Origin of the sequence: Methanobrevibacter sp. (assembly GCF_045116495.1) — an archaeon.
Taxonomy (GTDB): Archaea; Methanobacteriota; Methanobacteria; order Methanobacteriales; family Methanobacteriaceae; genus Methanocatella.
Genome location: NZ_JBGULU010000099.1, coordinates 1 through 16,785, shown reverse-complemented (window position 1 = coordinate 16,785; position 16,785 = coordinate 1). Strand labels below are relative to the sequence as shown.

Below are 16,785 nucleotides of genomic sequence, written 5' to 3'. Positions count from 1 at the left end.
TGCTGAAGGTAAAAAAGACATCGAAATTGTTGGTGAAAGATTAAGAAAAGCTTGTGGATTACAAAAAGACGATTAAGCGTCTTTTTTCTTTTTTTATTTTTAATTTTTATTTATTTTCGTGATGATCATGGTATTTATTGGGATGGACCATGGAACTACTGGAATCTCTTTTTGCATTATGTCTGATGACGGAGATATTATTGATATTTTCAAGATAGGAAGGGAAGAAAGTAAAAAAGGCTTGGTTTCTGCAACAGAGGAACTTGAAAAACGCGTTGATTTTGAAGATGTCAAATTAATGGCAATTACCTATGCGATGGGTGACGGCATTAATAAAATTTTACCGACAGACAAAGTTGAAGATAGGGGAATTCTATCCATCAATGGAGCAGGAAAGGTTACCGGTGGAGGGACATCAGTATTTTCCGAACTGGAACAGTTGAACATTGATTCAATAATGATTCCGGGTCTTCATAAGAATTCAACATCTTTGAACGAATTGTTCAGGGCTGCATATTCTCATCAGGCAAGCCCAGAAAAGGTAAGCATTTCTTACAATGCGGTTAAGGAAACAGGATGGTCCAATTTTATTGTAGCGGATATTTCATCCAACAGTGTAGACATTTTAATTGAAGACGGTAAAATCAAAGGGGCAATAGATGCCTGTCTTGGTGCTATGGGAATTGTTCACGGACCGATAGATTTGGAAATGATTCGTGATATCGATGAGAATAATGCCTCTGCAAACGAATGTTTTTCACATGCCGGTGCCATTAAAATAGCTGGTATTGACGGTAAGGTAGCCAATATGAAAGATCAGCTGCTTGAAAATTATAGAAATGGCGATGAAAAGGCGAAACTTGCAATCGATACTTTGATAATGACCGTAGCTATGGAAATAGCAGGTCTTGATGTCGTATGTGAAAATGAAATTGAAGGCATAGTTCTGACAGGTTCAATAGGCAGTGCAACAGAGCCTTTCAATTTTGAAGATGAAATAAATAAATATTTCAAAAACAAATATGATTTAAAAGTTATTTCAAAAGAATCTGGAGCTATTGGAGCTGCTCAAATAGCGATGGATGTTTATAATGGTAAAAAAGAAATTTTAGGAATTGAAGTTGATATTTAATTCCTATTTTTTGTCTTCTTTTAAACTGACAAATACCACATTTCCGCCTTTGATAGTTTCTAGGCCATTTTCATTTTCAAGGACAAGATTTAAATAATTATCAATAGCTATTACTTTTCCTTCACTTTGATTGTTATCTCTCAAATCAACACTAACATACTTATTCTTAAATTGTCTAAAAAGTTTATTTACGTTTTCTTTATCTTGACTCATTTTTTCAAATCCTTGAATATTCTATTTTAATATTGATGTTTGCACTTTAAATACTTTAATGTTCTAAATATTAGTATGGCAATAAATCAATTAGAAAGCAATTTAGAAGCTATTACTCGTACAATAGCTCAATTAGAAAAAGATGGATGCACTGATGAAAAGATTTTAGGCGAACTTAGAGAAGAAAGGGAAAAAATACTTAAAGATTTAAATTTATAAGTATTTTAACTTATCCATTCTTTCAATAAACTCATATCACTGGTTAAATCTATTTTTAATGGTGTTATTGTAGTCTTTCGAACCTTACGTAATCCGTGACCATCGGTTCCAGGCTCATCTGATTCATAGGGATCGCCACCAATCCAGTAATATGGCTTTTCACGCGGATCCATACGTTTATCGATTACTGGAACAAACATTCTTTTTCCAAGTTTTACAACTTCAAATTCTTCATTTATGGGGTTTGCAGGAATATTGACATTCAACAAATCTATTCCTTCAGGCAATCCTTTTTTTATTATTATTTTAGCTATTTTTTTAAGCATTTTTCCTGCAAAGTCAAAGTCGATTTCCACTTCGCCAGTATCGAATTTGAGGTCATCGCGTGTCACTTCCAGTGAAATGGCAATTGCCGGAATATTGAAGCTTGCAGCCTCAATCGCCGCCCCTATTGTTCCTGAGGTTGTAAGTTCAGCTTTTCCAAGATTAAATCCTGTATTTATTCCAGAAATCATAATGTCCGGTTTTTCATCCATGATTTCAAAAAGGGCGAGTGTCACGGCGTCAGTTGGTGTTCCGGTAACACCATACCCTATACTTCCATCTCTTAAAGTATGTTCATTAATTCTTAATGGTTCATTTAAAGTTAAAGCATGGCCTATTCCGCTTTGTTGTTGTTCTGGAGCAACCACATAAGTATCACATAAATCATCAACCGCTTTTTTTGCAGCCAATATTCCAGAGGCAGTTATTCCATCATCATTACTTATTAATGCTTTCATATATTTATTAAGGCAGCTCTTTTTTTAAATAATTTTAGGTTTCAACCCAATTATAAAAAACTTTAATAATAATTTCAATTATAAAATATAATATTAATATTCTATGAAAAAACACACAAGGGTGGAAACTTGGAAAAACCACAATTAATAAATTTTATAGCAAAGGTAATGGAGGACTCTGGTTTCAAGGTTTACAAGAATTTTAAAACCTCTCAGAAAGTCATTGACATATATGCTATACTTCCAACAACAATTGGGGACTTTGGAGTTGTTGTAGCATGTAAAAATTATGACAAAGACTTTGAGATTGGAGTTGATGTATTAAAAGAAATGGAAGATGTTCAGCAAAGCATAAAAGCATCTAAAGTAACAATCGTATCCTCTTCTTATTTCTCTAATCAGGCAAAGAACTATGCACTTAGGAAAAACATCAAATTAGTTGATAGGGATAATCTGCTGGAACTTGCTAAACGCTATCAGGACAGAACCTCTCAAACTACTTTGGACAACACTCCTTATGATGGCGGTGCGTCAGCTTATATTGAAGAGGAATATCCGGATTATCAATACGATGCTTCCGATATGGAATATATAATGCAGAGAAGGGATGCACACCCGAATGTTTACAAGAGCTCATTGTACCGACAGACAAATGAGCCAAAATCAAATTTTCTGTCTTCTCTGTTGAATAGGGGAAGATCTTCAAGAGGCGGACTTTCATCTACCCAATCAAATTTATACAACTACGGTTCCTATAACAATTCAAACTATGAATCGTTATTGTACAAATTAATTAAAAACCCTATTACATTAATCATTTTAGTTGTTATTATCTCTTATGCTCTTGCATTCCTGTTTGGAAATCTTTTAGGTGTAAATCCAGGTATCAGCGGTTTAATCGAGATGGTTGTAGCATTGCTATTGTCCTATGGTTTATCCTTCTATACCGAGAGAAACACAGACTTTGTAATTAAAGGAACATTTGTATTCTTTATTTCACTGGTTATCTTGATTATATTAATTTTTGTTTAAATTAATATAATTCAAATTTATTAAAATCAGAATAAATCCTATTAGATATAAAAACCAAATCATGATGTCTGTTGGCCCGGTTTCTATCCAAATCAATGTGTGTGTTAAAATCATAGAATATATGCCAACACCAATTCCTTTTTTTAATTTATGAATCAAGCTTAAGAACAATCCCATCACTAGCATTTGAACTGTAAGGCCAATTAAACCAAAATCAAGCATCACAGGTCCGAACAAGGTCGAAGTTGCACAAAATGTATATTTCATGACATACTCCCCAACAAAGGTTCTCGGACTTCCGGATGAGAATATCATGCTTAAAATATGGCCATGTGTAGTTCCTGCCAGTGGAATGATTTTTTCAAATAGTTCCAATGTAAATGCAGCCCTATAAAAGATTAGTTCCAAAGGATTCAATGTCCAGGTCTGTGTTGCAATGGATTTTGATGCAATATAGCCGATTGCCATAATTCCCATTATGATGATAGCGATAAATATGATTCCAACTTTTCCGGATATTTTTTCAAGATAATAAAGTGTGATAAATGAGCTTCCCAATATTCCCAGAACTGAAGTTCTATATCCGTTCAGTCCAATTATTATTGCTCCAAGAAGAACCAGAACCAAATATTTTCTGCTGTAGTACTTTGCAAGTAATATGTTAATCATTATCAAAAATAGAGGATAGGCTATTCTCCAGATGTTTGTTGTTGCGTTTGCTTTTAGGGTACTGTTGAATAGAGGAATTCCTCCTATCAATACCAGATTAAGAGATTGGAGAAACAAAGCTATTATGGTGAGGGTTATCAGCAGTTTTTCAGATAGGAAATCAATTTCTTTTGTATTTTCAACATTTATTTTAAACTTGACAATCAGTATTCCTGCACTAAATACGATACATGCAAAAATAATTGTCAAAATCACTTCCGAATTTAGGGGATCTTCAAACCTGTAGTTGAATGAACCGATATATCCCATTATTAGAAAGGCAAGAATTGCAACTACTACAATGAACGGTTGGAAAAAGTCAATTTTTTCAAGATTCATTTATCCTCCAAGCTCGAGAGAGGATATTGCAAGATTTCCTCCAAAATCAGGCATTGCCGCTACATGAGTGTGAACATAGCTTGCAAGGGTATTCCTTTCCATGAATCCGTCCTGGTTGTTGTAAGATCCCTTTCCCCTTAAGATATTGAAAGCTAATTCATGTCTGATGTTGTTTTTATCTACAATGACTTTTGAGTAGTGGAATTCATGTCCGTGGAACTTCTCACCCTTTTTGGAGATGATGTTGTCTTTTGTTACTTCTGCAATGGTATATTTCAGCGCCTGAACCCTGTCTGTCAGGACGGACTTATATGGGTAAACATCAACTACCTTGTCGTCATGGATGGAGTTCATGAGGTACATCAGACCTCCGCATTCGGCAAATATTGGTCTGTTTTCCAGATGGAATTGTTTAATGTTACTTAACATTGTCTTATTCTGTGAAAGCTGCTTTGAAAAGAGTTCAGGATATCCTCCGCCTATATACAATCCGTCAACATCCGGCAGATTTTCATCTTTTAAAGGTGAAAAGTATTCTATTTTTGCATTGTTGGCTTCAAGCGCTTCGATGTTCTCCTTGTAATAGAAATTGAAAACTTCATCAAATGCCACACCAATTTTAACCGGCTGTTTGTTTAGCTTATTCCAGATTGGAACAATATCGGATGTTATTTTAGGAGCGCTTTTTGCAATTTCAACCAGACGGTCCAAATCGATTGACTCCTTAATTGTTTTTGACCAGATGTCAATGAATTTCAGGGAGTTTTCCCTTTCTACTGCAGGAACAAGACCTAAATGTCTCTGTTCAATTGAAATGTTATTGTCACGCACGATTCCTCCAATGACTTCAGTGTCTGTCAGCTCTTCAATTGAACGCTTTGTCTTTTGATAGTGTGCCTCGTTTTTCACCTTGTTTAAAATGACCCCTGCAATATTGATTTCAGGATCAAGGCTTTTGAAACCTAAAACAAGAGCAGCAGCACTTTTAACAAGACTTCTTGAGTTTATTATTAAGATAACGGGAGCATTCAGAGCTTTTGCAACACTGGCTGTGCTTCCTATGTCATTGACAGAGTCAATACCTTCATAAAGGCCCCTGACTCCTTCAATAACTGCCATGTCTTTTCCTTGCATGCCCTTTAAAAATGAGTCCCTGACCTGTCCTTCCTTCATAAAAAAAGAATCCAGATTTCTGGAGGTATTTCCGGTTGCTAAAGTGTGATAAGAAGGATCTATATAGTCAGGCCCTACTTTAAATGGCTGTACATTGTATTTTTCGCTTAACGCTTTCATTATTCCAGTAGCTATTGTTGTCTTTCCAACCGCACTGCCGGTTCCCGCTAAAATAATTCTCATAATAATAGATTATATATTATGATTATATAAATTGTTTTTTAAATTTCAAGTTTGATAATTGGGGTGTTAATTTCTGTGAAAAATATCTCTTCAAAAATTTTATATTTCCTTTTCTTATTTTTTTTACTTAATCCCATTCAAAAAAAGTTCAAAATCGAACCTAACCTAAGTCATTGTTTACTCTATTAAAGCTTCGTTTAAATATCATATTGATATAAAAAATATAACTTTATTACATTAAATATTTAATTTTATCATACTTATCAATAAAATGTCTGTAATAACATGTTGTCTTATACATCTAATTGCAATATTGAATTATTTTTAACTCATTGCCTAATTTTATATAATATTAAAAATAAAATTTAAATCATAATATATGGTGATATAATGAGAATTTTATTAATTCATTCTGATTATTTAAATTATAATGTAAAAAATAAAACACCTGTAGCTGAAGAGATTGAGGATGCCAAAAAAGAAGGCTCCTTTGATGATTCTTTAGTAGTATTTACAGCTGTTGAAAAAGAAGATGAAAATAATCCAGAAGGTATTGTTAAAAATTTAGTTAAGGAAGTCATCAAAGCTAATGATCAAGTTAAAGCTGAAAATGTAGTATTGTATCCATACGCTCACTTGTCTTCATCATTAAGCTCTCCAAAAGTGGCTGTTAAAATATTGAAAGATGCAGAACAAGCACTTTTAGATGAAAACTTGACTGTTAAAAGAGTACCTTTCGGATGGTATAAGGCATTTGAGATTTCCTGTAAAGGGCATCCGTTAAGTGAACTTTCAAGAACAATAACTGCCGATGAGGATGAAAAGAAAGTTGAAAGAAAACCGTCCACCTGGCAAATCCTTGAAGGAGATAAAATCACTCAAATCGAAGACTTTAAATTCGAAAACAGAGCTTTCAAACAGCTGGTTGACTATGAACTTGGACGTGGCGCATCTGATGAAGGCGAACCTCCACATGTTAAATTAATGAGAGAAAAGGAAATTTGTGACTATGAACCTGCTTCAGATGTTGGAAACCTCAGATGGTATCCTAAAGGACGTTTAATCAGGGATTTACTCGCTGATTATGTTTACAACCTTACTGTTGACCGTGGAGCAATGCCTGTTGAAACTCCAATTTTCTATGACTTGGATAATGAAGCAATTTATCAACATGCTTACAAGTTCGGAGAAAGACAATACAGAACTGACACAAAAAAGAATTTGATGCTTAGATTTGCATGCTGTTTTGGAGCATTTAGATTAATGGCGGATTCATACCTAACCTGGAAAAATTTCCCTGCAAAAATCTATGAATTGTCCACTTACAGTTTCCGTTATGAGAAAAAAGGAGAAGTTGTCGGTCTTAAAAGATTAAGAGCATTCACCATGCCTGATTGCCATTCTTTCTGCGCTGATCTTCCGTCATCTTTAGAAGAATTTTCAAATCAGACTGATATGTGTATGCAAACAGGTAAGGATTTGGACTTGGATTTCGAAGTAATTTTCAGAGCTACCCAGGACTTCTTTGAAGATAATGAAGAATGGATGTATGAAATAGCTAATAAATTTGGAAAACCAATCCTCTTAGAAATATTGCCTGAAAGACACCACTACTGGGTATGTAAAATAGATTTAGCCAACATCGATGCTTTAGGCCGTCCAATTGAAAATCCTACTGTTCAAATTGATGTTGAAAGTGGTAAAAGATTTGACATTACTTACCTGGGAGAAGACGGCGAGCAACACAATCCTATAATCTTGCACACTTCCCCAACTGGAAGTATTGAAAGAGTATTATGTGCAATGCTTGAAAAAACTGCATTAGAAATAAATGAACGTGCTCCAATGTTGCCAACTTGGTTAAGTCCAATTCAAGCAAGAATTCTCACTGTCGGAGAAGCACACAAAGAGTTTGCAGAAGAAATCTATGCAAAAATCAATGCTTCAAGTATCCGTGTAGATATTGATGACAGAGATGAAAGTGTAGGTAAAAAAATCAGAAATGCCGCTAAGGAATGGATTCCATACATTTTTGTCGTTGGAGACAAGGAAGTTGAAACCGGTAAATTCCAGGTAACTGTACGTGAAACCGGTGAGAAAGTAGACATGACAGTTGACGAACTGATAGCTGAAATCAATGAAAAATGTGAAGGAAAACCTTTCAGAAGATTGCCTTTACCTAAGGATATTTCAAGAAGGATTAACTTCCAATAATTATATTTATCAATAAAAATAAAGTATTAAATGTTATATTATAACGGAGGAAATTTAATGGACTCAATGTATAAAATAGGAGAAGCTCTTATTGGAGACGGCCCTGAATTAGCACACGTGGATTTATTAATTGGTGATAAACAAGGACCTGTTGGTCAAGCTTTCGCTAATGGTTTATCAAATCTTTCTGTAGGTCACACTCCATTAACAAGTGTAATCAGACCTAATTTAATGACCAAGCCAGCTACTTTAATCATCCCTAAAGTAACTGTTGGCGATTTGGAAGATGCTAGTAAAATATTTGGACCTGCACAAACTGCTGTTGCAAGAGCAGTAGCTGATGCAGTTGAAGCAGGATACATTCCAAAAGATATTGTAGAAGACATTGTTATTAATGTAAGTGTATTCATAGACCCTTCAGCAAAAGATTTCAGAAAAATTTATCAATACAACTATGGAGCAACCAAATTAGCTATCAGAAGAGCAATGAAAGATTACCCATCTATTGATAAAGTTCTTGCAGAAAAAGACCGTGGAACCCACCCAATTATGGGATTCAAAGTCAAAAAACTTTGGTCACCACCATATTTACAAGTTGCACTTGACCTTGATAATTTGGATGCTATGGAAAGAATCATCGATCAATTGCCTGAAAATGAAAGAGTGCTCATCGAAGCAGGAACTCCTCTCGTCAAAAAGTTCGGTGTTGGAGTTATTTCAAAAATCAGAGAATTACGTCCAGATGCATTCATAATTGCAGATTTAAAAACTTTGGATGTTGGTCGTGTTGAAGTTAAAATGTCAGCTGATGAAACAGCTGATGCAATAGCTATTTCTGGTTTAGGTACTATGGAATCAATCATGAAAGCTATTCATGAAACTCAAAAACAAGGAATCTACTCAATCCTTGATATGATGAATGTGGATGAAATTGATAAAAAATTGAAAGCTTTACCTGAAGACTTAAAACCGGATATAGTATTGTTACACAGAAATGTTGATTATGAAACCTGGATTAAAGAGCATGGTGGAGATGCCGGTGGAATGACTGCATGGGGAGACATCGAGAAAATTAAAGAAATAACCGGCGGCTTAGTTGCTGTAGCTGGTGGAGTCACTCCTGATAAAGTCGAAACAGCTATTGGAAAAGGTGCAGATGTCATCATTGCAGGAAGATACATTATCGGTTCAAGAGATGTAAGAAGAGCTGCTCAAGATTTCTTAGCACATTTCGAACCAGATCCAGACAACATGAGACTTGCAATGGATGAAGACGAAAACATTCCAGATAAAAAAGGAGATAAAAAGTCTTCTAAAAAATAGATTAGATTAATTTCTAATTTATTTTCTTATTTTTTTTAAAAAGGAGCTTTTATTTATGGGTTTTTGCAATTCATGCGGCAGACCAATCGTTAAAGAAGATTATGGAACAAATAAAGATGGGAGTTTAAATCCTGAATTTTGTAAAGATTGTTTTCAAGATGGCGAATACACTGAGCCGGATATAACTCTAAATGAAATGATTGTTAGGAAAACAAAAGAAATGATGGAAAAAAATCCGAGATTGCCTGAAACTCAAGCTACAGGTATAACTGCTTTGTTTATTCCTGGATTAAAAAGATGGAATCCTGAATTCCAAGATGATTATAATTCTTTTTAACTTCTACTATTTAGCATAAATTCCCTTACTTTATTAGCTATAAATTCATCACGGGATTTTGAATTTTTAATATCATATAGCTCTTCTTCTAAAGCATTGTATTTATCTACTAAGTCATTATATTCGAGGCGAAGGGAATCATAATCTTTTTCTAGACCTTCATTAAGTTCATACATTTCAGCATAACTGGTTTTGGTGTTGAGATTTTCCTGTTTTAACTGATCGTATTTTGAACTTACTTGATTGTAACTTTCTTTGATGGTGGTATGTTCTTCTCTTAGAGCAGAACATTTGGTTTTAAGGTTCTTATTTTCTTCTTTTATGCTTGAATATTTGGTTTTGAGGTTTTCGTTTTCAGTTTTAATATTAACGAATTTGGTTTTGAGGTTTTCGTTTTCAATGATTAATTTGGAATGCTTATCTTTAATCAAATTATTTTCATGTTTTAAATCTTTAATGTTATCTTTATGAAGAGAATTGAATTTATTTTCCATTTCAGCCAAATCATTATTTTTTTGAGCAAGTTTAGCTTTTAATTCTTCAATTTCTTTTTGAAATTCAGATGTAGTTGGGTTTAAATTTTCTTCTATTTGCTTTTCCAATTCCTTCACTTCCTCAACATGTAAATAATTTGCTATTTTCAATGCACTGTTTTCCTCTTCCATATTTTTAAAATTTTCAATTTCTCCTTGAGGTATAATTAGTACCTCTTCTTTGTTTTGGTAAATATCTTCATGTTTTGGTACTGTAATTTGGATCTGCTCTGTGGTGTATTTTTTCTTTTCACCATTCTTTAGTGTTCTATTGTATTCTCTAGAATATTTCTTTACAATACCTTTACCAACTTTCATAGTTAAATCCTCATTTTTATGTTATGTTTGTTTTTAATTATATATTTACCTATATATTGCTTTAATTTCGTTATTTTTTTGAGGTTATTTTTTTTAATTTTTTTAAATCAAATGTGTTGCATATATTAAGTTTAAAGTTTAAAAATATAATTATATGAATTCAACGGCGGTCTATTGCAGCCGGACGTATAAAATAAACTTTCATTGACTGACTGGGGGAAAAACTATTAGGAAACTATTGGCTTCGCTATTAATTTGTATTATTATCATGTTAACTATAAGCGGAGTTTCTGCACAAGAAATTGATGTTGTTTCATTATCAGGGAATGGGAGCCCTATTTCTGTCGAACCGACATATACTCTTGTTTATGCTATTTTAGGCATTTTATTTGTTTGTATTTTCTTTTATTTTGGTTATATTCAGCAAGATGAGTAACATTTAATAATTCATTGACTTTTTTTAAGTTTTTTAATCTGTATCTTATTTTAAAAGTATTTATGAATCGCATTACAAAGTATTTTCATGAAAATTTTTGGTATTTGTGCAAGCCCTAGAAATAATACTACAGAATATGTTTTAAAAACTGCTTTAAATAAACTTGAACAGGACGGATTTGATTGTGAAATGTTTACATGTCAGGCTAAAACCATCAAGCCATGCATGCATTGCGATTACTGTTTGGAGAATAAGAGATGCATCATAGAAGATGACATGCTTGATGTTTACAAAAATCTCAGACAGGCTGATGGAATTATTTTGGCCACTCCGGTTCAAAGTGGAGGAATAAGTAGCAATTTGTCTGCCATAATGGATAGGACAAGGGCATTGGAAGCAATAGATTACAATCTTCTTCGTGGGAAAATTGGCATGAGTATTGCTGTTGGAGGGGACAGGACAGGCGGACAGGATTTTGCCCACTTGAAAAATGTAACATATTTCATGATTCATGGAATTATCCCTGTAAGTGGAGGGCCTTTCGGTTCTAATTTAGGGGCATCATTCTGGTCAAATGATTCAATTGAAGATATTAAAAATGACACTTATGGAATGGAGTCATTAAACAGAACTTTAACAGAATTTGAAAACTTTCTAAATAAATATATTTAAATACTAAAATCAAGTTATATTAATACAAATCTAATTTTTAAAAGGTATATTATGGCAAATAAGTTGGTTAGAGGCAGTTTGATAATTTTCATCGGTAATATAATTTTCCGTATCGGTGGTTACTTGTACCGTTTTTTAATGGCTACACTTTTAGGGCCTGTTAATAATGGTATTTTGGGAACCACAATGTCTGTTCAGGGAATTTTTCAAACTTTAGCTTCTGGAGGTCTTCCTCCCGCAATATCCAAATACATTGCTGAATATGAAGCTGTTGAAGACCATAACATGGCTAGGCAGACTATTTATACTGCATTGAAGATGATGGTTTTCCTGGGGTTGCTATTGGGATTTTTAATGATTTTTGTCATTGCTCCATTACTGGCCAATAATTTCATGGGCAAACCTGAGGTTATGGTTCCATTGCAAATCATCGGTCTGATTACTCCTTTCAGTGTTGTTTTAGGTGCATTCAGAGGTGCATTTCAGGGAGTATATAAGATGGAGTATATCGTTTATACTCGTGCCATTGAGCAGCTGTCAATGATTTTATGTGCAACAGCATTTGTTCTAATAGGTTTTTCTGTCATTGGTGCTTTATGGGGTACCGTAATTGGTTATGCTCTTGCTGCACTTTCTTCTGTAATAATATTTAGGTTTTACATGCCAAAATACATTCCTCAACCTACAGGAGATTTTGAATTTCCATTTAGGGAAGAATTAAAGTTAGGTATAATGCTGGTCAAATTTGCTATTCCTGTTATTATTACAGCAATTGCCGAAATGCTTATTTATAACATTTGTACTCTTATTATGGGCAGATTTTTAACATTGGAAAGTATAGGTTTTTTCACAGCTGCAGATCCTATTGCCAGATTGCCTTTGATGATTTCCATATCAGTAGCTACTACAATTTTGCCGGCTTCTTCTGAAGCTTTTAAGCTTAAGGACATTTCCGCACTTCAAAAATATGTAGGCGAATCCTATAAGATTTCATTGCTTTTCGTGGTTCCTATGTGTATTGGCCTTGCTTTATTTTCAGTGCCTATTTTAAGATTGCTCTATTTTAAAATCCCTGCTTATGCTGCAGGTGCTTCCGCTTTGGCAATTCTGTCTATTGGTATGACTTTTTATTCTATATTTGCTATATCAACAAGTATCATTCAGGGTATTGGAAATCCTAGAATTCCTATGTATATTTTAATTTTCGGCGCCATTGTCACTGCAGGCCTTTGCTGGGTATTTGCTCCGATTTTGGGAATTGCAGGTGGTGCTGCAGCTACAACTATAGCTTGCTTTTTTATGATGGTTCCATGCATTTACTTTGTATTCAAGCTAACTAAGACAAAAGCCCCAACCAAGCCAATTATTAAAATATTGTCTGCAACTGCAATCATGGGCATAGTCGGACTTTTGATTCCAAAAACCACATTATGGCTGTTCCCTGGAATACTGGTATGTATGGTTGCTTATTTCTTTGCATTGATTTTTGTCAAATTTTTCACAAAGGAAGATATCGAAACTTTAAGGGGATATGCCGCCAAATTCGGTCCTTTGTCTAAAATTGTTAATAAATTATTGGACTTTGTTGAAAAAATCGAATTTAGAAATAACTGATGGAAAAGTTATTTATATATAAAATACAAATATTTATCATATTATATGATTGGGGGATTATATAATGGCTGATGTGAGTGCAGGTGTTGAATATAAAATCAATGTAGACGGAAATTCTTTCTTATTAGATAATAAGAAATATCAACTTCTTGAATACATTTTAGACACTGGTTCTTTGACTGAAGCATCAAAATCCATTAGTGTTTCTTATAGGACCGCTTTAAACTACATTGAAAAGATAGAATCAACATTGAACGTTAAAATTGTAAATACAACAAAAGGTGGAAAAGGTGGGGGTGGTGGAACTACCCTTACAGAAGAAGGATATTCTATATTAAAAGAATGTAAAAAAATTAACGCGATTATGGAACTTCATAAGGACGTTAATGAGATAGAAGCAGAAATTATTGACATTAACACAGTCAAAGGTGTAATGACAATAAAAATGGAAGATTTCCAAATCAACGCTCCTTTAAACAGGAAATATGAGATTGGAGATAAGATATTGGCTTTAATCAGTTATGACAATATCTTTTTGATGTTGGAGCCGCAAACTTCAAGTATACGTAATATTCTCAAAGGTCAAATAGTTGAAATGAAACTTGAAAATGAGATTATTCGCGTTAAAGTTAATGTGGGCGGAGTTGTTTTATGTTGCGACATTACTGTTTCAGCCGAAAAAGAATTAAATCTTAACATCGGAAAAGAAGTATATATAGGATTTAAAGCAATGTCTGTTGCTACTTTAAAATTATAAGAAGGTGATTTTTCATGTTGCAAATTTTAGTTGATGAAGATAAGTGTATTGCCTGTGGAAATTGTGCAGAAATTTGTCCAAAATCTGCTAAAATTTGGAAAGTAACAAACGTTGCACATATATTGGATTTAAGATATTGTCACGTTTGTACCCTATGCGCTATGGAATGCCCTACAAACTGTATTAAAATTATACGTCCTGGCGAAGAAGCTTGAATGCTTGAACGTAAAATCAATTTAAAGATAGGTTAAATTATGGTTAGAAATTCTAATGTTTCAAGAAAAACATCTGAAACTGAAATTGATATAAAAATGAATTTGGATGGCAGCGGAAATTATAACATTTCTACTGGAGTAAACTTTTTTAATCATATGTTGGAGTCTTTTTCAAAGCACAGCATGATAGATTTGGACATTCAGGCTAAGGGTGACATTGAAATAGATGATCACCATACTATTGAGGATGTTGGAATACTGCTTGGTGAAGCATTCAGTGAAGCTATTGGTGATAAAAAAGGAATCAAAAGAATGGCACATGCCATTGTTCCCATGGATGAATCTGTAGCTACTGTTGCAATCGATATTGGCGGTCGCAGCTACTGCAATATGAATCTTGATTTTAAAAACGAAAAAATTGGGGACATGACCTCCGATATATTAATTCACTTTTTTGAATCTTTTGCAGGCAGTGCAAAAATAAATATTTATGGTACTGTTGAAGGTGCTAATGACCATCATAAGGCTGAAGCTATTTTTAAGGCATTTGCCAAGTCTTTAAAAGAAGCAATTAAAGTAGAACATGATCAAATTCCTTCTACAAAAGGAGTATTATAGTTTAATACTCTTTATTTAATTATTATTTTAATTTTTTTACTTATTGATTTATAGTTAGAATTACCTGCATATTTTATAACTGCGTTGTATTTTCCTTTTTTAGTTATTTTAACTTTAAAGGTAGCAATTCCTTTTGAATTGGTCGTGGTTTTGTATGTTTTTTTGTTGACTGTTAATTTAACAGTGGCCTTTTTAATAACTTTGTTTTTGTTATTTTTAAGTGTTGCAGTCAGTTTTTTGGTTTTTGGTTTAGCTTTAAAGCTTTTAGAAGCTGCGATAAGTTTTGGGGTTGCTTTCTTAATAACTACCTTAGTGGTTTTTGTTGAAGATTTATAAATCTCGTTTCCGGCAAAGGTAATCTTTGCAGCATATTCTTTGGTAGGTAGGCTTACGGATATTTTAACCTGACCATTCGCATCTGTTGATTTGCTGTAAACTTTATTATTTAACTCAACAGTAACATTCTGTTCTGCTAAAATGTTTCCTTTGTCATCTTTAAGTGTAACAACCAGGTTTTTGGCAACATTGTATGTGGTGGTTATGCTAGGAGCTGTTATTTTACTGACAATTTGATTTATAGTAATGTTGGCATTTGCGGAGGAGGATAAATAACCATCCGTGCCGGCAAATAATATTTCTGCAGCATAATTTCCTGGAATTAGGTCAATTGTTAATGTGGCTTTCCCGTTGTCATCAGTAGTTGCGGTATGATTTATTCCATCCAAGTTAATTGAAATTTCTTTTCCTTTCAATGCATTGCCTTTGATGTCTTTTAGGTTAACAACAAATTTTTCACTTGAATTGTATCTAGCAATCATCTCATTCGCTTCGACAATTGTTTTAGAACCTACATTAACTGTAAATGTATTGGAATACACTTCACCAACTAATTTTCCGGTATTGTATTTCAGTGAGATTTTATGGTAACCTGCTGATAAGTCTGAAATTTTTGTTGTAAATTCGCCGTTTTCCACTTTATATTCATTAGGTCTGTTGTCATCAACTGTGATATTTAGGGATGCTGTTTGACTTTTTGGAGCTTTAAAAGTAATATTTACATAAGAATCTGTTTCAACTTCCCTTGAAACGTTAGCTGTGATATTTTGTGAGTTTTCAATTACATAAACTCCATCAATTAAGTGATATTCTCCGCCGGGAGTATCGAAGTCAAAATAAAATTTATTAAAACCTACAATTGCACTTGACAAGGCAGCTGATGATCTTCCATTAGTTATATTGCTTGAAGCTAAAAGTTTTCCTTTTTCACCTGTATTATAGTCATATACATTGAAAGTACCGTTAACCCATTCGTTTGAATTCATTGAAATTGTGAATTTTTCATCAATGCTTACATAATCAGGCGATGTTATTGTTGGCTGTGATAAGTTGTTTAATATTTTAGCTTCGTCATGGCCGATAATTTTATTGTCTCTTCGAACCTGCAATCCTGCCCAGACAAAAACTTCTTTAAATTTCTTTTCGATTGCATCCTCCATAGATTGTCTTATCAGTTCCCAGTATTTGTCCGCATCTTCCGGATTTTGGACAAAACCCCCGAAGTAATGCAATCTGTCTTCACTGAACCCCAATTCCTGACCGATGGTATACGCCTCTTTGTGATGCGGATTTTCAGATACGACCCAATCATAATCTTCAATTTGCAGAATATCCAGTTTTGAAGGTGAATATGCATCTATTATGTAATTTGCATCCATTATCATCGGAGGAACTCTATCAGTGTCAGTAACGCTTGGCGGGAAGAACAATGTCATATACAATCCGCCGCTGTATTTATCGCCTTTGACGACTTCACGAAGAGAATCGCTATAATGCACCAATTGCTGATTCAACCAATGAATTACTTCCTTATCATATTCGCTATCCCATGCATTGTCATATACTGGTAATGTTGTGCCATGTTCAGTTAAATATCTGGCCTTTGTAGAATTATCATAAAAACATGGAGG

Annotated in this window: 18 protein-coding genes; 12 read left to right on the top strand and 6 right to left on the bottom strand. The window is 33.7% G+C overall.

Going from position 1 to position 16,785, the window contains the following annotated elements:
- Positions 1-127 precede the first annotated feature (127 nt).
- Positions 128-1,132, top strand: coding sequence for a methanogenesis marker 12 protein (locus tag ACJMLH_RS05390; protein ID WP_405275493.1), 1,005 nt, complete (start codon positions 128-130; stop codon positions 1,130-1,132).
- A gap of 3 nt (positions 1,133-1,135) precedes the next feature.
- Here the strand turns inward: ACJMLH_RS05390 and ACJMLH_RS05385 are convergent, their stop codons facing one another.
- The gene (locus ACJMLH_RS05385; RefSeq protein WP_405275491.1) at positions 1,136-1,345 is read right to left on the bottom strand and encodes an LSM domain-containing protein; all 210 of its coding nucleotides are present in this window, start codon (positions 1,343-1,345) and stop codon (positions 1,136-1,138) included.
- Between the two features lie 75 nt (positions 1,346-1,420).
- Here ACJMLH_RS05385 and ACJMLH_RS05380 point away from each other — a divergent pair, with 75 nt between their 5' ends.
- Complete coding sequence (locus ACJMLH_RS05380) at positions 1,421-1,564, top strand: hypothetical protein (protein ID WP_405275489.1); 144 nt, start codon at positions 1,421-1,423, stop codon at positions 1,562-1,564.
- Positions 1,565-1,569: 5 nt separating this feature from the next.
- Here ACJMLH_RS05380 and surE read toward each other — a convergent pair whose 3' ends face one another.
- Entirely contained in the window at positions 1,570-2,346 is a 777-nt protein-coding gene (gene surE / locus ACJMLH_RS05375; RefSeq protein ID WP_405275487.1) for a 5'/3'-nucleotidase SurE, read from the bottom strand.
- Positions 2,347-2,475: 129 nt separating this feature from the next.
- Between surE and ACJMLH_RS05370 the strand changes: the two genes are divergently transcribed.
- The gene (locus ACJMLH_RS05370) at positions 2,476-3,378 is read left to right on the top strand and encodes a restriction endonuclease (RefSeq protein ID WP_405275485.1); all 903 of its coding nucleotides are present in this window, start codon (positions 2,476-2,478) and stop codon (positions 3,376-3,378) included.
- Here the strand turns inward: ACJMLH_RS05370 and ACJMLH_RS05365 are convergent.
- Positions 3,364-4,425, bottom strand: coding sequence for an oligosaccharide repeat unit polymerase family protein (locus ACJMLH_RS05365; protein WP_405275483.1), 1,062 nt, complete (start codon positions 4,423-4,425; stop codon positions 3,364-3,366). The genes ACJMLH_RS05370 and ACJMLH_RS05365 overlap by 15 nt on opposite strands.
- Entirely contained in the window at positions 4,426-5,781 is a 1,356-nt protein-coding gene (gene cfbB, locus ACJMLH_RS05360) for a Ni-sirohydrochlorin a,c-diamide synthase (RefSeq protein WP_405275481.1), read from the bottom strand.
- Positions 5,782-6,171: 390 nt separating this feature from the next.
- Here cfbB and ACJMLH_RS05355 point away from each other — a divergent pair, with 390 nt between their 5' ends.
- The 3 genes from ACJMLH_RS05355 (at position 6,172) to ACJMLH_RS05345 (ending at position 9,655) form a co-directional block, all read left to right on the top strand.
- Positions 6,172-7,995, top strand: coding sequence for a threonine--tRNA ligase (locus ACJMLH_RS05355; RefSeq protein WP_405275479.1), 1,824 nt, complete (start codon positions 6,172-6,174; stop codon positions 7,993-7,995).
- Between the two features lie 66 nt (positions 7,996-8,061).
- Complete coding sequence (locus tag ACJMLH_RS05350; RefSeq protein ID WP_405275495.1) at positions 8,062-9,318, top strand: bifunctional 5,6,7,8-tetrahydromethanopterin hydro-lyase/3-hexulose-6-phosphate synthase; 1,257 nt, start codon at positions 8,062-8,064, stop codon at positions 9,316-9,318.
- Between the two features lie 55 nt (positions 9,319-9,373).
- Positions 9,374-9,655 carry a zinc ribbon domain-containing protein gene (locus ACJMLH_RS05345; RefSeq protein WP_405275477.1) on the top strand — a complete coding sequence of 94 codons (282 nt, stop codon included), beginning with the start codon at positions 9,374-9,376 and terminating at the stop codon, positions 9,653-9,655.
- Here ACJMLH_RS05345 and ACJMLH_RS05340 read toward each other — a convergent pair.
- Positions 9,652-10,506, bottom strand: coding sequence for a phosphoserine phosphatase (locus ACJMLH_RS05340; protein ID WP_405275475.1), 855 nt, complete (start codon positions 10,504-10,506; stop codon positions 9,652-9,654). The two genes, ACJMLH_RS05345 and ACJMLH_RS05340, sit on opposite strands and share 4 nt — an antisense overlap.
- Before the next feature lie 268 nt (positions 10,507-10,774).
- Between ACJMLH_RS05340 and ACJMLH_RS05335 the strand changes: the two genes are divergently transcribed.
- From ACJMLH_RS05335 to hisB, 6 genes are all read left to right on the top strand, one after another.
- Positions 10,775-10,942: a hypothetical protein gene (locus ACJMLH_RS05335; RefSeq protein WP_405275473.1), complete on the top strand. Its 168-nt coding sequence runs from the start codon at positions 10,775-10,777 to the stop codon at positions 10,940-10,942.
- An 87-nt stretch (positions 10,943-11,029) separates the two neighbouring features.
- On the top strand, positions 11,030-11,614 hold the full coding sequence (locus ACJMLH_RS05330) for a flavodoxin family protein (RefSeq protein ID WP_405275471.1): 585 nt from the start codon (positions 11,030-11,032) through the stop codon (positions 11,612-11,614).
- Between the two features lie 51 nt (positions 11,615-11,665).
- Positions 11,666-13,228 (top strand): oligosaccharide flippase family protein, encoded by a 1,563-nt coding sequence (locus tag ACJMLH_RS05325; protein ID WP_405275469.1) that lies wholly within the window; start codon positions 11,666-11,668, stop codon positions 13,226-13,228.
- Positions 13,229-13,292: 64 nt separating this feature from the next.
- The gene (locus ACJMLH_RS05320) at positions 13,293-13,985 is read left to right on the top strand and encodes a TOBE domain-containing protein (protein ID WP_405275467.1); all 693 of its coding nucleotides are present in this window, start codon (positions 13,293-13,295) and stop codon (positions 13,983-13,985) included.
- A gap of 14 nt (positions 13,986-13,999) precedes the next feature.
- Complete coding sequence (locus ACJMLH_RS05315; RefSeq protein ID WP_405275464.1) at positions 14,000-14,200, top strand: 4Fe-4S binding protein; 201 nt, start codon at positions 14,000-14,002, stop codon at positions 14,198-14,200.
- Between the two features lie 39 nt (positions 14,201-14,239).
- Positions 14,240-14,818, top strand: a complete 579-nt coding sequence (gene hisB / locus ACJMLH_RS05310) for an imidazoleglycerol-phosphate dehydratase HisB (protein WP_405275462.1) — start codon at positions 14,240-14,242, stop codon at positions 14,816-14,818.
- 11 nt (positions 14,819-14,829) lie between these two features.
- Here hisB and ACJMLH_RS05305 read toward each other — a convergent pair.
- On the bottom strand, positions 14,830-16,785 hold a 1,956-nt coding region (locus ACJMLH_RS05305; RefSeq protein ID WP_405275460.1), incomplete at its 5' end, for an Ig-like domain-containing protein.

What these genes read in the sequence shown, in the direction of transcription:
- ACJMLH_RS05390 (WP_405275493.1), top strand. Translation starts at nt 128, where the DNA reads ATGGTATTTATTGGGATGGACCATGGAACTACTGGAATCTCTTTTTGC.
- ACJMLH_RS05385 (WP_405275491.1), bottom strand. Translation starts at nt 1,345, where the DNA reads ATGAGTCAAGATAAAGAAAACGTAAATAAACTTTTTAGACAATTTAAG.
- ACJMLH_RS05380 (WP_405275489.1), top strand. Translation starts at nt 1,421, where the DNA reads ATGGCAATAAATCAATTAGAAAGCAATTTAGAAGCTATTACTCGTACA.
- surE (WP_405275487.1), bottom strand. Translation starts at nt 2,346, where the DNA reads ATGAAAGCATTAATAAGTAATGATGATGGAATAACTGCCTCTGGAATA.
- ACJMLH_RS05365 (WP_405275483.1), bottom strand. Translation starts at nt 4,425, where the DNA reads ATGAATCTTGAAAAAATTGACTTTTTCCAACCGTTCATTGTAGTAGTT.
- cfbB (WP_405275481.1), bottom strand. Translation starts at nt 5,781, where the DNA reads ATGAGAATTATTTTAGCGGGAACCGGCAGTGCGGTTGGAAAGACAACA.
- ACJMLH_RS05355 (WP_405275479.1), top strand. Translation starts at nt 6,172, where the DNA reads ATGAGAATTTTATTAATTCATTCTGATTATTTAAATTATAATGTAAAA.
- ACJMLH_RS05350 (WP_405275495.1), top strand. Translation starts at nt 8,062, where the DNA reads ATGTATAAAATAGGAGAAGCTCTTATTGGAGACGGCCCTGAATTAGCA.
- ACJMLH_RS05345 (WP_405275477.1), top strand. Translation starts at nt 9,374, where the DNA reads ATGGGTTTTTGCAATTCATGCGGCAGACCAATCGTTAAAGAAGATTAT.
- ACJMLH_RS05340 (WP_405275475.1), bottom strand. Translation starts at nt 10,506, where the DNA reads ATGAAAGTTGGTAAAGGTATTGTAAAGAAATATTCTAGAGAATACAAT.
- ACJMLH_RS05335 (WP_405275473.1), top strand. Translation starts at nt 10,775, where the DNA reads ATGTTAACTATAAGCGGAGTTTCTGCACAAGAAATTGATGTTGTTTCA.
- ACJMLH_RS05330 (WP_405275471.1), top strand. Translation starts at nt 11,030, where the DNA reads ATGAAAATTTTTGGTATTTGTGCAAGCCCTAGAAATAATACTACAGAA.
- ACJMLH_RS05325 (WP_405275469.1), top strand. Translation starts at nt 11,666, where the DNA reads ATGGCAAATAAGTTGGTTAGAGGCAGTTTGATAATTTTCATCGGTAAT.
- ACJMLH_RS05320 (WP_405275467.1), top strand. Translation starts at nt 13,293, where the DNA reads ATGGCTGATGTGAGTGCAGGTGTTGAATATAAAATCAATGTAGACGGA.
- ACJMLH_RS05315 (WP_405275464.1), top strand. Translation starts at nt 14,000, where the DNA reads ATGTTGCAAATTTTAGTTGATGAAGATAAGTGTATTGCCTGTGGAAAT.
- hisB (WP_405275462.1), top strand. Translation starts at nt 14,240, where the DNA reads ATGGTTAGAAATTCTAATGTTTCAAGAAAAACATCTGAAACTGAAATT.